The organism is Sphingobacterium sp. UBA2610 (assembly GCF_002339225.1).
Classification (GTDB): Bacteria; Bacteroidota; Bacteroidia; order Sphingobacteriales; family Sphingobacteriaceae; genus Sphingobacterium; species Sphingobacterium multivorum.
Map to the genome: position 1 here is coordinate 513,618 of NZ_DDKA01000023.1, position 14,498 is coordinate 528,115.

The window sequence follows — 14,498 nt, forward strand, 5'->3', positions numbered from 1 at the left end:
ACAATTTTATGCAAAAATAAGAATACAAAATCATTAAAAAAATTTAAACAACGTATTCTTTAATTAATCTTCCCCTCTTGGGCACCATACTGTCTCCCCGGCGATAAATAAATAGTTTCGGCTTTAGATTTCCAACTGGTTGTATGATTCCCTTTCAGGACATTTATATTAAAGCTACTATTTTTTAATGATCTTTTCATATTCCAGAAACCATCTTTCAAACCAACCACAACAACCTCATACTGCTGATCTCCCGGTACCGCAAATTCAATGGCTTCATTAAGATATTGATTTGGTTTGGCCACCACCAGTAAACGATCAGCCACCCTTATTAAATAATAATTCGCTTTTTCCTCCGAATACACCGGTAATTTTGAAGAACCACTCTCCGTCATCTGAAAAACCGAAGCATAACTCGCCTGATCACTTTCCTGTTTGGGCGAGACCATAATCCGTGTTCCTCTAGCCTCTGGCCAAGGAGACTTGACCTGATAAAGATCACCAAAAACAAAAGCAGTCGAATCGCCTGAATACAATTTCACTGCACAGTCTCTTAATTGCGGCTTCAGCAAATCAACATAGGTAGCACCAGCGACATTTTTAAATTGACTATGCAATACAAAACCTGTTTCACTTTGTAACGGCTTTTCAAGCGTATTGATCTGCCAGTAGGGCTCAAATTTCTGATCATTGGTCTTAAGCTCGTCCAATAGGACAATGACCGCAGGCACATCCTTCCGCTTCAAATTCAAAAACAGGAAACTTTTAGTATAGGATTTCACTTTAGCGGTATATGCAGCCGTTAGATCCACATTGAAATAGCTATAGCTCGGCTGAATGGGATCCTTACCAAATGCCGATGCCCTGATCTCTCCGGTATGGTACCAGGAGTCACTTAATACCTCCTCAACCGTACGTGGAAAACGCTGGCTAAACCGAGTACCACCATCGTTTGATTTGGTCCTGAACAACAGCGGCTCAGCAGGATCACGCACCAAAAGCATACTATGCGCAACCGACCGCTTATTAAAGTTAAAATCATAAGGGGAGCCATAGGAAAGATACAGGCCAAGATCACCAACCTGAATACCATGATGATAGACCTGCAGCGCACCTGCATCGGCATGCTGATGATTGCCGAAATGATAACCACCACCCTTAATTTCTGCAACCACATCGGAACTTCCGTTCTCTTCGCTCCAGCCTGTCCGGGCAACCATAGACCCTAAGATGGGTCCAAAATCCTTTGTCAACGGCATTTTCTCACGGTCAAAATCCGGCTTCAATTTTGGATCATCCAAGAGGAGAAACAGGATTGGATTGTCGGGCAAACCGCCCTGCTTGACAAACTCGGCCTTGATTACCGGATTACCTGAATAGGCATAACAAAGCAACATGGTCTGCGGATTTTTCCAATAAAAATCGGCACTGCTGTTGTACTTTACATTAAACATATCCCCGTCGCGTAACATTTTTCCGTCAGGCGTTCGCATATACAGCCAGTAATACGGCATATCCTTGATGTTATCGTCAAAAACCGGATAGCCAAGCATGCGATAATACAACCAGGCTCCGTGCATTTCCCACCCAAAACGATAGCCACCGTAATCAACACCTTGATTATGGCGCGGAGACTGATACTCAAACTTGCGCATAGGCACCAACTCTTCCAATATCGAATATGAAGTATATTTGTAAGGTACAGGATCCTCATCATATAAAGCAATACTCATTGCCAGCAGATCGCGCGACACCTGCGCCTCATTCCCATGCCCATTGATAATACTTTCGATACCAAAAAAGGGAGGCCAGCCGATTTCCATATCTTGCGCCAGACGCATCATATTTTTATGCAGGTTGGCCTTAACGCGTACATCCAATAAGGAGTAGCACCAGTCGTACACCAGTGCACCCGTATAAATTGCACGTCCCAGCTCGCGTGTAATATCACCATAGGAAACATTCCCAAATTCCAACATCGTCAAGTACTGATCCGCCAGTCTGACCGCCTCTTGACCTATTTTTTCGTCACCGGACATGAGGTAATAAAACGCTTTTGATTCAATAGCACGCTCGAGCTTTTCATCGTAAAACATTTCCTTATTCGGATCAAAAATAAATTGAACAGGTTGCTGCGCAAGTGTTTTCACTTTTCCCCAAGCTTCCAGATGCTCCGCCTCTTCCAGCCGCCCTTTAACAAGCGGCAAAGATTCTTTATTAACCCATAATCTGGGATGACCTGCAGGTGGAACAATCTTTGGTTTATAATTTTCCGCTGCAGCTGGTGCAACTGGAGGCACAAAGGCATTGATCGAAACTGCTTTAATTTTAAAATTAGCTGGCAATTGCATGCCGACCGTCTGCTTCCCTTTCCCAAAATAAAATTTACCAAGATCTTGCTTCGCACCTTTAAAGCTGTCGAATACGATCCGTTTGGTCGATCGTGCAGCGCGAACATCAATCATCGCATACAGCGTCATCATACCTGTTTTATCCGCAGCCTTAATTTTATCCAAATCGGTAACCTCACCTTCTGAAACCAAGGTATAGACACCAGGGGTCGGAACGTCTACCTGCACCTGCAACCTCTGCCCATTTCCCTTTATCGAAGTAATCTTTGCCTGCTGCCCATAGGACACTCCAAGGATCGCCATAAAAGCGACCCCTAGCATAGTACCTTTAACTTTAAGCCATATCCTTGCACCCATATCCTTATTTTACTTGCAACCTTTTTACACTGATCTTCATTTCTTTCGTGGTATTATTTACGCTATTGACAAATACATAAGCATTGTATTTACCATCTGCCGTTTGCAGCCATAGTCCTGATTCAGCTTTTAAATTAATGGCAAAATCCGGCGCATCGATAAACGATTTGTCTTTCAAATCCACATCGTCCACAAATACACTGTATTGCAATCGTGCCAATTGTTGATCGCGCACGGTCCAAGCCTTCACGATCTTCGTTTTATTTGTCAGCCCGACAGGTAAGGTGAAGCTCGGCAAATAACTGGCATCCGTCGTGGGAGCAACCAATGAATGTGCATAAGTCACCGTTGGCAATGGCCGGTACAAATAGATCAAATCAATTTTATCCGGGTTTGCTGCAGCTTCCGTTGCTGTATACCATTTTAGATCTGCTACAGAAAAAAAGCAGGCTGCCCCATCTTTCCCGATCAAATCTAAGGCCATATCCATATTACGAATCGCATACGCTTCGGTCTTCAACGCAATTTCCTGCCCATTACTGGACCTCGCCCTGAATGTAAACGTAACCGATTTGCCTTTTGCTGCTGCCGGTATTTTGTAGCTATAACGCAGCGTTGAAGCCGAGGTGTCTTTTGTAAATTTCACCTCCATGTTATTCCCATTTACTGTCGCAGGATCACCAACGACGACACCGACATCTGCCCCTGTACTACTGGTGTAGTACGATTTATTTTCAAGCACAGTACCCACATCACCCGCAATGCTGGCTTCCACAGCTATCGATGTGAGCTTCCCCTGATCTGGTAATATCGCCGCCGCATAAGCAAAGTCTATGGTAGCACCAACCACATTTGGCCCTAAAGAGCGCTTAATGATATCGTTTTGCAAACCATCTTTTGCTTTTGGAATTTCATAAGCTTCTTCTTTACAAGAACCTAACAGCAAGAGCCCAAATCCAATGGACAGTAGCCCTATTTTTAAATAATTTGTTTTCATCAGCTTACTTATTTTTGTACTGTCAAATAAACTTTATACGTCTTACGAACCTTTCTATTTCCAGACACAACAGTCCATTCACGTGGCGTATCCAAATTGGAAAAATCTTGTTTTCCTAAAATCTTAGGATCTAATACCGCATCGGTGACCAATGAAAACTGTGGGTATAGATTTTTCAAATCCGTACCAAAGAGCACCTCCACTTTTATGGTTTGCTCAACGGTATCTACCAAGGCAGCTTTGGTCCGTACCGTCTGAAAATCGGCGCCCAACAGTTCAAAACTACTGACATAACATTCCGACCTGGTCGTGATCAACAAACCATCCTCATCCATTGGATAATCATCCTTACAACCGGACAAGCTAACGAACAGCATGCCGATTAAAAATAATGTATATTTCATCTTATTACAGTCAAGTGTTACCATCTTATTTCCAAGGTATATTTTGTGTTAAATTCGGATTCCGCGAACGTTCTGTTTCCGGGATTTGATAGATATAACACTTTTGATAAGTCAACTCAGACTCATTGAAGAAAAAGCGCTCCCAATTATTCCCAAAACTATCCTGGAACCATTTCCCATCACCATAAGGCTTACCAAATACGGTTTCCAGTTTACGCCATCTCCGCAGGTCAAAGGCACGCTGTCCTTCACCAAACAACTCTACAATCCTTTCCTGTTCTATAGCATCAAAAAAAGTATCACGAGAAGCGGTTTTAGCACCAGCAAGCGCGGGCAAGTTACCACGGCGCCTGACCTTATTAACCAAATCAATCGCATCCGCCTGTGGACCACCAATCTCATTGGTCGCTTCAGCATACATCAGATACACGTCTGCAATGCGCATCAAAGGCCAATTGTAATTTCCGTCACTACGTGCCACACCACCATAATTGCGCACAAATTTACGCGATTGTAATCCCGAGAGATTTGTGGTATTATCGGTGAAGGAAGTTTTGTAAGAGACACCGTTAACCGTCACCGCAGCACCCCAAGTTTTGTAGACAAAAGGAATATAACCTGTCGTCTCCGTAGGGCTCATCCCCATAATCAGTTCATAATCCCACAACAAAGTCGCTTTCATGCGATAATCGCGATTACGGTACGACTCAGGGTTCACCGCTGAATTTGCTGTTGTACGTGCTGCCGGATTTTTCACTGGATCTAGCTGAACCATCTTGGGCAAGAAATCTCCCGTAATGGTAGATTGATAACGGTCGGCCAATTCATAACGCGGAATAGCTTGGTTCTGCCCTAAAGACACCAATGGCCCAGTCCACACACGTTGATATTCCTCACTCTGTTTTGTACCCACACCGCCATGGGTAAGCACCATGACCATTTCCTCATCTTGACTCAAGTTGCCCGTAGAAGGTATAAACATGTAGTAATAATTTGGGAGCACATCTGCCTTCCCCAATTCACCCCATGAACCTGGGTCACCATTTCTAAACATTTTGATACCAAAATCATTGATCACACGCTTAAAATCCGCAGCTGCCGCCGTATAGGCCGACTTAGCGTCGGCAGCAGATTGCACAAATCCATCCAATTCGGGCCATCCATTTTTCTTCCACGAACCCCAGTACAATTGAAACTTACCACGGAAGGCCAACGCGGCAGGCTTACCGGCACGACCAATTGCAGCCCCCTTATTCGGCAACTTGTCCACAGCGTAATTTAAATCAGCCATAATGGAATCTTTCAGCTGCGCAATAGGCATTCTACGCACCGTATCAGCCTCTGCAGGCGCCGGTGCCGATTTATAAAAATAAGGTACATCGCCCCATAAGGAAATCAGTCTAAAGTAGGCAATGGCACGCAGCAATTTGGCTTCCGCCACGATTGTTTCCAAGGTCTGTTTTACAGCATCAGTTTTTGCTACGGGCAGCAAGCGCGCATTGGTATTTTCGATCACAAAGTTAGAACTGAATATAGATCCATACAATGCTCTATACATTGCCGACGCACCGGAACCATAATTCATCGGACTATTCACCGTTAATGAAATAGGCGCCGCACCGGTATTGTACACCTTCAGATAATCACCATGTCCATCAAAATGATAGTCACGGTCAAAACAAGGTCTAAATATAGAATAGTTTGCCATTAATGCAGCAAGCGCGTCATTTTCGTCCACCCAGAACGTTTCAGAGCTTGGCGTTGTTGTTGGATTTTGATTTAACAAATCTTTGCGGCACGCGGATAAACCAAGAAGCAACAAAGAAGAAATAAACACGATGTTATATATCGATTTCATAAGTTCAAATATTATAAGTCTACATTCAGTCCAACCACAAAACTCTTCGTCATCGGATAGGCATCATTGGTATAGGTACTTTTCTCCGGATCTAAGCCTTTAAAACTCGTCAAAACCGCCAAATTATCTACCGAACCAAATACACGCAACTTCTGGATCCCCAGCTTCATCAGTAATTCTTTCTTAAAAGTATAGCCAAGCTGCAGATTTTTAACCCTTAAATAAGACATGTTTTGCAACCAAAATGTACTCAAGTACGCGTTTGGACTCGTTGATCCCAATGTACTTGGAAGCAATTTAGGATAATCGGCATCGCGATTGTCCAGGCTCCACATATTATTCCACTGATCTTCCGTAATCGCCTGATTTGCCGTCCCTAAAAAGTTCGAATTCGCTTTGTTCATCCAAAATTCTTTTCGTCCGGTAGCAGCCTGCAACAGGAAAGAGAAATCAAAACCTTTGTAGTCAACAGAACCTCTAAATCCGTAATTTACCTTTGGCCTACCCAATTGGTAAGCGGGATATGCCACGCGGTCATTCGCATCCAATTTGCCGTCACCATTGACATCTTTCAACAAAATATCTCCCGGAGAAGCCCCCTGAGGAACTGCATTATAGACATCCTGCCAAGACTGCGCAATGCCCAACGATTCGAAAGCATAGATAAAATTATAAGGCATATCAATAAATACCGAACCTCTTTGCAACTGCTCATTCCAAGACAATAGCTTGTTCTTGTTGTAGCCCACATTAAAGTTCAGCATGTAACCCACATCACCTTTTCTATCATTCCAGGTCACATTTGCTTCCAGCCCTTTATTCATCATATCGCCGATATTGCGTCGCGGTGCAGCAAATAAACCCGTCAGATGCATCGATACATCCGAAGGTCTGTTCATACCGATCGTCTTTCTTTCGTAGTAATCCAACTCGGCCGTCAGTTTATTTTTAAAGAACCCAAGGTCCAAGCCCAAATTAAACACACGTGTCTTTTCCCAGGTAAGGTCATAGTTGATCAGTTTTTTATTGATCAACCCCTTGACAACAGACCCTGTTCCTGTACTATTGTCAATCAGATAGTAGGGACTGGACACCAAAGATTGTTTCTGCTCATACAAGCCTACACCACTATTATTACCCAATGAACCATAAGAAGCTCTAAATTTAGCCGAACTCAGGCTAATCTTCTCCTTAAATGCCGACATAAACGCCTCATCTGAGATCCGCCACCCCACTGCCGCGGAAGGAAAAAAACCATATTGATCGCCCGGCAAGAAACGCGAAGAACCATCTACCCGGAAGTTCCCTTCAAACATATACTTTCCAAAGGCTGTATAATTTAATCGTCCGATATAAGAACGTAAACCTTCCGCCGATGATGATCCCGACACATTTTGTACATCTTCAGATGCACCATCGATTTCATGTAAACTAGGATGCAAACGATCTAAGCGACTACCCGCCAAAACACGATTGTTCCAATATTCTTCGGAATACACGGCCAAAGCAGAGAAATCATGATTAGCGCCAAACTTATGATCATAACTCAACTTGAAGTTCAGCTGTGTTTTGTAATTGTTCCGGTCTGTATTATAGATCCCATCATTTGTTGGCACAAGATCCCGGATAGACAATCCTGTCCGGATGTTATACAATTTTGTCGGCATATCTGCCTTCCATTGAAAACGCGTGTCATAATTTAGGGCATAATCCACTTTAGCCTCAAACCCTTTGAACGGCTTCCAGTTTAAATAACCATTCACCAGAGCCTGCTTTTGATTCATGTGGTTCTGGTTGCGCGTCATGTAATCCGCATAAATATTATTGGCCTGCGGGCTTTCATTGTAAGACATTGCTCCACCATAAAAACCGGTCATAGGATCATAAGGCAATATACCTGCTGGCGAGGTAAACAAATCCATTCCACTTGTTGAGTTGGCAGTCATACCATCCTCGTAGTTATACCGGTAATCGGACCAATTTCCGGAGAACCGGACCCCAGCACCGATGGTATTGGTTACTTTTGTTTCGAAGTTAAATGCAGCATTATAACGTTTAAAATCATTATTGATCTGTATCCCCTTCTCATCCAGCATACCCACAGACAAATAGTAATTGTTATTTTCAGTCCCCCCATTAATGGAAACATTATAATTCCCGCTTTGACCATTGCGAAGAATAACATCCCACCAATCGGTACTTGGATACAATCTCGGGTCGATCATACTTAAAGCCAACCATTCGTCGATCGTTCCATTTTTAAAATTGAATGCAGATGCAGCGGTATTATAAGCCTGGGCCCTTTGCGTAGCCGTCATTGCTTTTGCATAATTATTAACAAAATCAAAAGAGCGGGTAGGTTTCACCAGCGATTTGTTGGCACTAAAGGAAATAGCCGTCCTACTGTTTCTTTTACCAGACTTTGTCGTAATCAATACAACCCCGTTGGCCGCTCTGGAACCGTATACAGCAGCGGAAGAAGCATCTTTTAGCACGGTCACACTTTCAATATCATTCACATTCACACGGTTCATATTGACATCGGGCATCCCGTCGACCACGATCAGCGGTCCAGCACTATTGACCGTCCCCAAGCCCCGGATCAAAAGATCCGCTGCATTATTTCCGGCCATCCCTGAGTTTTGACTTACGGCCAAACCGGGAATAACACCCTGTAAGGCCTGCGAGGCATTGGAAAGCCCCCGGCTTGAAGTAGATTGGTCAAAATTGACACTGGCCACTGCACCAGTCAAGTTGCCTTTTTTCTGCTTACCATACCCCACCACAACCACTTCATCCAGCGCATTTTCGCTCGCATCAAGCACCAAAGCCTGCACGTCTTTCCCCGACACCACTTTTGTATTAAAACCGATTAACCGAAATTGAATCTGATCTGAAACCGAACCCGTTAATTTAAAACGGCCTTCTTGATCCGTAACGGTAACAGTTGCATTTTTAAGGTTACGCACTTCCACACCGGACAGTGGCTGCCCTTTGGCGTCCAGCACCTGCCCGACAAGCTGCTGCTGAAATTTAGCTAAACCCGGCGAAGGATTTAGAACATCCGAGATCGGAATCTTTCCATTATTAGGGGAAGAAGGTACATTTGCCAATGCAGCCATCGAAATAAAAGGTAGCCCTACCAACAGGCAACTCCTGTTTATTACATCCCGGATTTTAATCTGCTTTAGTATCATGAATACTCAGGTTAAAGTGGTTAAATAAATGATTTATAAGCTCTTTAGTTTATTGGTATTTTTTAAGAAAAATAATTTTCGACCCCTATGCGATCGCAATTCCTCTTCTTTACTTTATCATAGTGAATACAATAATATATATTTTTTGTATACAATTCAATATTTTTTTCACTTTTTTACAAAAATAGCCCTGCTAACAAGTTCGTGACAAATCTATAATACCACATTTTTGCCCACCAGATTATAAACTAAATCGTATTTACCTTAGGCCGATAAAATATTTTTGTATACAATTTAACTTATTTTTTGTATATTTATTTTTATTCAACTACATTTGACTAACCACATAAATCAAAGGAATAACCGTAGATCCTATATGAAAAAACAAACTTCTATTTGGCTTGTATCGCTGATCCCGCTGCTTTCTTCCTGTTCTTCCGAGACAGAAGGAGAACGTAAACCCATAAATAACATCCAACTGGAGCACAGCATACTAGCGCTAACCAAAGAAGCTACAAAACTCCATGTGCCCTGGGATTTACAATATGACCGGGTCAATAACGCCATTCTGTTTTCTGAAATCGGAGGAAGTATACGAAGACTGGATACAAAAACAAAAGTTGTTACTTTGGTGGACAGCCTGACCGACGTATACCATCAGCGCACCCTGGGACTCTTGGGAATGGCGCTCTATCAGCCGGAACAGCAGCAAGCTTATCTTTACCTTTCTTACACCAGCAAAAAAGATAGCCTTATTTTTTCCAACCTATATCGCTACGATTATAATACGGCAGGCAAGTTGTCAAACCCAAAATTGCTTTTACAGATCCCCGGAAACACGGGACATAACGGCTCCCGAGTTATTGTTTCGACAGACAAAAAAGTATATTGGGCTACAGGAGATGCCGCAAGTGATACCTTCGCACAAGACAGCAGCTCATTAAACGGTAAAATCTTACGCCTCAATCTCGACGGGAGCATTCCCAAAGACAATCCAATTAAAAACAGCTATGTATATGCCTGGGGATTTCGAAACATGCAAGGACTTACCCATGATGCAAAAGGCTTAATTTACACCTCCGAACATGGCGATGCCATCGAAGATGAAATCAACCTGATCCAACCGCTAAAAAATTATGGCTGGCCACAGATCGAAGGCATGATTGACACGGAAAAGGAAAAAGCTATCGCCAAAAAGTCCCCAAGACAGGAACCTATTAAATCGTGGACTCCAGTCGTTGCACCATCTGGTATGGCCTATTACGGTTCCAACGTTATCCCTGAATGGCAACATAGCTTATTGCTTGCGACGTTAAAAAATCAGTCTCTACGTATCCTAAAATTATCTGCCGATGGGCAGCAGATCGTCGATGAGAAGATCCTATTCAAAGATCAACTTGGCCGGCTAAGATCCGTATTGACCTTACCCAATGGGGACATTTATTTCTGTTCAAGCAACCGGGACTGGAATCCACAAAAGGGGTTTCCAAAACCCGATGACGACGTGATCTACCGACTCCGCATTACCGATAAAGCCGTTGCGCCAATGATTAAGCCCGTTGCAGCCAACGCCGTCAGCTCCCCGACCAAAAGTGGTCAAGCCTTATACGAAGCGTATTGTGCATCTTGTCATAAAGCAGATGGAAAGGGACTTACAAACACCTTCCCCCCATTAGCCAATTCATCTCTTGTCAAAGGCGACCCAGCACCTTTATTGCGGGTTATCCTCCACGGACTGAAAGACAAAACAATAGCCAAGGTCAAATACGAGAGCGCAATGCCATCTTTTTCATTCCTGAAAAATGAAGAGGTCATTGAAATTACCAATTATATCCGTACACACTTTGGAAATTCTGCACCTAAAATCAACCAACAGCATTTAACCTCATTACGATAAATCTCATGGAAAATAACCTCGAGCCAAAACCCTCTTTGTTTAAAAATTGGCTATCCATCTTAGGTCCCGGCATCATTACCGCCGCCCTGGTTTTCGGGCCCAGCAAAATGACCATCACATCAAAAATGGGTGCAGATTATGGCTTCGCCCTATTATGGGTTGTCGTCGTCGCGATCTTTTTTATGATGGTTTTCACCAATATGGCGGCACGTATCGGCATTGCGAGAGACGAATCTTTACTTACCTTGATTCGCCAGAAATTTGGTAAAACAACCGCCATCATCATTGGCCTCGGAATCTTCCTTGTCGCAACCTGTTTTCAATCCGGAAATGCCACAGGGGTCTCCATTTCTGTTTCGGAAGCAACGGGGACAAACCCCAAAATATGGATCATCGTTTTTAATGTCATCGGCATTTTACTGTTGTTCTTCAAGTCTTTCTATGCGCTACTGGAAAAACTGATGCTAGCACTTATTATCCTTATGCTATTTGCTTTTTTATCCACAGCCATAATGACAAAGACGTCTGCACAGGACTTTTTCTTAGGTTTTATTCCAAGCCTCCCGCCTTTATCAATGGGTTTAATTATTGCTTTCACAGCGTCTTGCTTTTCGATTGTGGGTGCGTTTTATCAAAGTTATCTTGTGCAGTCAAGAAGAAAACTGTCGTCCAACAAGCAGACTTCGGAACGGCAAATAGTCGGGAGCAGAATCGGCATCATTATACTCGGGATCATGAGTGCTGCCGTGATGGTCTGCGCTGCAAATACCCTTCATCCGCAAGGCATCAAATTGAGTTCTGCCGCTGAGATGGGCCGTGCATTGGAACCGCTTTTGGGAAGCTACGCCTCACACCTCTTTTTTATCGGTCTTTTCGGCGCCTCCTTTTCTTCCTTGATCGGCAATGCTGTATTAGGCGGTTCATTACTGGGCGATACCTTTGGCTTCGGCAACAATCTCAATCACCCCAAAGTGAAACTCTTTATTTCTTTGGTCATGATTTTTGGGTCTGCCATCGCACTGATCTTCGGAAATCTCCCCTTGGAGCTTATTGTTTTTGCCCAAAGCATCACCATTTTTCTTGTTCCCTTTATTGGCATTATCCTCTTTCTGATCGCAAACGACAAAGAAATTATGGGTGCGCTCAGAAACAGCCCACTAACAAGGTTATGGGCAATCCTCGGACTTCTCTTACTCGTTTTTCTTGCTTTTAGTAATTTCTATAATTTAATCAAATAATTCAGACATGGACCATAACAATTTAGCGGAATTGGAACAGCAAATACTTGCACCATCATTAGATCTAATTGAAGATATAAAAAAGATACAAGGTGATATCCTTTTCCTAGGTATTGGCGGAAAAATGGGGCCAAGCATGGCAAAACTAGCCATGCGGGCTATTCAAGCTGCAGGAATAGACAAAAAGGTCATTGGTGTTTCGCGTTTTTCAACCAAGGAACTCCAACAGGAACTGGAAGATCTAGGCATAGAGACCATCGCCTGCGACCTGCTGAATGAGGAAGAACTCAAAAAGATTCCACAGGTTCCGAATGTCATTTACCTCGCAGGACATAAGTTCGGCACCACAGGAAATGAAGATTTCACCTGGGCAATGAACACCTATCTTCCCGGAATGGTAGCTTCTCATTTTCGAGACTCCAACATTGTTGCTTTTTCTTCGGGTAACGTACTGCCCTTTGTGCCGATAAGCAATGGCGGCGTTTCCGAGGAAAGAACGCCCGAGCCTGTCGGTGAATACGCACAATCCTGCTTGGGTAGAGAGCGCATATTCGAGTATTTTTCGAAGAAAAATGGTACACCTACCCTGATCTACCGATTGAATTATGCGGTGGATTTTCGCTACGGTGTGCTCGTCGAAATTGCCAAATCGGTCAAAGGGCAGCTCCCAATAGATTTGACAACCGAAAACGTCAATGTCATCTGGCAGGGAGATGCCAACGAAATTGCCTTAAGATCATTATTGCATTGTCAGTCTCCGGCCAAAATACTGAATGTCACGGGGCCTGAAATTCTTTCTACACGATGGATCGCAGAGCGCTTTGCTGAGCATTTCAACACTAGGCCCATCTTTGTGAATGAGCCCGCCGGAACTGCTTTACTAAACAACGCTTCCGAATGCCATCGTTTATTTGGCTACCCGAAGACAACCATACGGGAAGCGATAGACATTACAGCCAAATGGTTGATCCAAGGTGGCGAACTATGGAACAAAGACACGCACTTTCAAGAACGAAAAGGAAAATTCTAATGAAAACTTTAGACAACAAATTACAACAGTTGCTTTGGGAAGGGACGGTCATTCCGGCGCACCCCCTCGCCCTCCATGAGGACCGCAGCATTGACGAAGCACATCAACGACTCCTGACCCAGTATTACATAGCCAGTGGAGCGGGCGGAATCGCTGTCGCTGTACATTCAACCCAGTTTGAAATCCGGGACCCTGAGATCAATCTTTTTGAAACCGTGTTGCGATGGGCTAGCGAAGAAGTCGATAAAGCTGAGCTCCAACGACCATTTATCAGAATTGCGGGCATCTGCGGCGCCACAGAACAAGCGGTACAGGAGGCAAACACGGCACTTCAATACGGTTATGATATCGGACTTTTGAGTATGGGCGGACTCCAAAGCTGGACTGAAAATGCAATATTAGATCGAGTCAGAGCAATAGCAGCTATTATTCCTGTTTTTGGATTCTATCTTCAACCTGCCGTTGGTGGCCGTATTTTCTCTTATTCCTTTTGGCAGCAGTTTGCCGAAATCGACAACGTCGTCGCCATCAAGTGCGCCTCCTTCAACCGCTACCAGACATTAGACGTTATGCGTGCTATAGCCAACTCCAGCCGGCGAGATCAAATTGCCATGTACACGGGCAATGATGACAATATTGTCAACGATCTGATGAGCGTGTATAATTTCCCCGTAGCTGGAGAAAACGTCTCCATAGAATTTAAAGGTGGTTTACTAGGTCATTGGGCCGTTTGGACGGCAAAGGCCGTTGAGCTCCTTCGGGAAATAAAATCATACAAACAGAATCCCAATAACCTCCATGCGAGCCATCTCCTAAGCAAAGCGATTGCTGTCACAGACAGTAATGCCGCATTTTTTGACCCAGCAAATGCATTCCATGGCTGTATACCAGGCTTACATGAGGTGCTCCGTAGACAAGGTTTGATGAAAGGTATCTGGTGTCTGAACCCCGACGAAAACCTTTCCATCGGACAGCAAGAAGAAATTGATCGTGTATATAAAGACTACCCTGACTTAAACGACGATGAATTTGTCAAGGAGTTTCTTAAATCTAGATCCCAATAGTCGCTTCCTTTTATAACAATCGGTTCCCTCTCAAAGGTCTCATCACCCGGGCTAGTCATAGCTAACGAGGTGATGGGACCTTCCTTTTTGCTCCAGTTCATATTT

General features: G+C 43.8%; 9 protein-coding genes. 4 read left to right on the top strand and 5 right to left on the bottom strand.

The genetic code is table 11. From position 1 onward, the window contains the following. Positions 1-59: 59 nt before the first annotated feature. The 5 genes from B4Z47_RS18100 to B4Z47_RS18120 are packed head-to-tail and all read right to left on the bottom strand — an operon-like array spanning position 60 to position 9,164. Complete coding sequence (locus B4Z47_RS18100; protein WP_115048023.1) at positions 60-2,708, bottom strand: hypothetical protein; 2,649 nt, start codon at positions 2,706-2,708, stop codon at positions 60-62. 4 nt (positions 2,709-2,712) lie between these two features. Further along, the gene (locus B4Z47_RS18105; RefSeq protein WP_115048021.1) at positions 2,713-3,705 is read right to left on the bottom strand and encodes a DUF4466 family protein; all 993 of its coding nucleotides are present in this window, start codon (positions 3,703-3,705) and stop codon (positions 2,713-2,715) included. Between the two features lie 8 nt (positions 3,706-3,713). Further along, on the bottom strand, positions 3,714-4,109 hold the full coding sequence (locus B4Z47_RS18110; protein WP_046676362.1) for a hypothetical protein: 396 nt from the start codon (positions 4,107-4,109) through the stop codon (positions 3,714-3,716). 25 nt (positions 4,110-4,134) lie between these two features. Continuing rightward, complete coding sequence (locus B4Z47_RS18115; protein ID WP_115048019.1) at positions 4,135-5,967, bottom strand: RagB/SusD family nutrient uptake outer membrane protein; 1,833 nt, start codon at positions 5,965-5,967, stop codon at positions 4,135-4,137. Between the two features lie 11 nt (positions 5,968-5,978). Then, complete coding sequence (locus tag B4Z47_RS18120) at positions 5,979-9,164, bottom strand: SusC/RagA family TonB-linked outer membrane protein (RefSeq protein WP_115048017.1); 3,186 nt, start codon at positions 9,162-9,164, stop codon at positions 5,979-5,981. Between the two features lie 376 nt (positions 9,165-9,540). Between B4Z47_RS18120 and B4Z47_RS18125 the strand changes: the two genes are divergently transcribed. From B4Z47_RS18125 to B4Z47_RS18140, 4 genes are read left to right on the top strand one after another with little or no spacing between them, the layout of a single operon-like run. Continuing rightward, positions 9,541-11,061: a PQQ-dependent sugar dehydrogenase gene (locus B4Z47_RS18125; RefSeq protein ID WP_115048015.1), complete on the top strand. Its 1,521-nt coding sequence runs from the start codon at positions 9,541-9,543 to the stop codon at positions 11,059-11,061. 5 nt (positions 11,062-11,066) lie between these two features. Beyond that, complete coding sequence (locus tag B4Z47_RS18130; RefSeq protein WP_115048013.1) at positions 11,067-12,299, top strand: Nramp family divalent metal transporter; 1,233 nt, start codon at positions 11,067-11,069, stop codon at positions 12,297-12,299. A gap of 7 nt (positions 12,300-12,306) precedes the next feature. Continuing rightward, positions 12,307-13,329 (top strand): NAD-dependent epimerase/dehydratase family protein, encoded by a 1,023-nt coding sequence (locus B4Z47_RS18135; RefSeq protein WP_115048011.1) that lies wholly within the window; start codon positions 12,307-12,309, stop codon positions 13,327-13,329. Further along, positions 13,329-14,393: a dihydrodipicolinate synthase family protein gene (locus B4Z47_RS18140; RefSeq protein WP_115048009.1), complete on the top strand. Its 1,065-nt coding sequence runs from the start codon at positions 13,329-13,331 to the stop codon at positions 14,391-14,393. The genes B4Z47_RS18135 and B4Z47_RS18140 overlap by 1 nt, the downstream gene beginning before the upstream one ends. Positions 14,394-14,498: the final 105 nt, after the last annotated feature.

Bases quoted from the DNA above. Each gene is read 5' to 3' on its own strand.
- B4Z47_RS18115 (WP_115048019.1), bottom strand. From the start codon at position 5,967: ATGAAATCGATATATAACATCGTGTTTATTTCTTCTTTGTTGCTTCTT.
- B4Z47_RS18100 (WP_115048023.1), bottom strand. From the start codon at position 2,708: ATGGGTGCAAGGATATGGCTTAAAGTTAAAGGTACTATGCTAGGGGTC.
- B4Z47_RS18125 (WP_115048015.1), top strand. From the start codon at position 9,541: ATGAAAAAACAAACTTCTATTTGGCTTGTATCGCTGATCCCGCTGCTT.
- B4Z47_RS18130 (WP_115048013.1), top strand. From the start codon at position 11,067: ATGGAAAATAACCTCGAGCCAAAACCCTCTTTGTTTAAAAATTGGCTA.
- B4Z47_RS18140 (WP_115048009.1), top strand. From the start codon at position 13,329: ATGAAAACTTTAGACAACAAATTACAACAGTTGCTTTGGGAAGGGACG.
- B4Z47_RS18135 (WP_115048011.1), top strand. From the start codon at position 12,307: ATGGACCATAACAATTTAGCGGAATTGGAACAGCAAATACTTGCACCA.
- B4Z47_RS18120 (WP_115048017.1), bottom strand. From the start codon at position 9,164: ATGATACTAAAGCAGATTAAAATCCGGGATGTAATAAACAGGAGTTGC.
- B4Z47_RS18105 (WP_115048021.1), bottom strand. From the start codon at position 3,705: ATGAAAACAAATTATTTAAAAATAGGGCTACTGTCCATTGGATTTGGG.
- B4Z47_RS18110 (WP_046676362.1), bottom strand. From the start codon at position 4,109: ATGAAATATACATTATTTTTAATCGGCATGCTGTTCGTTAGCTTGTCC.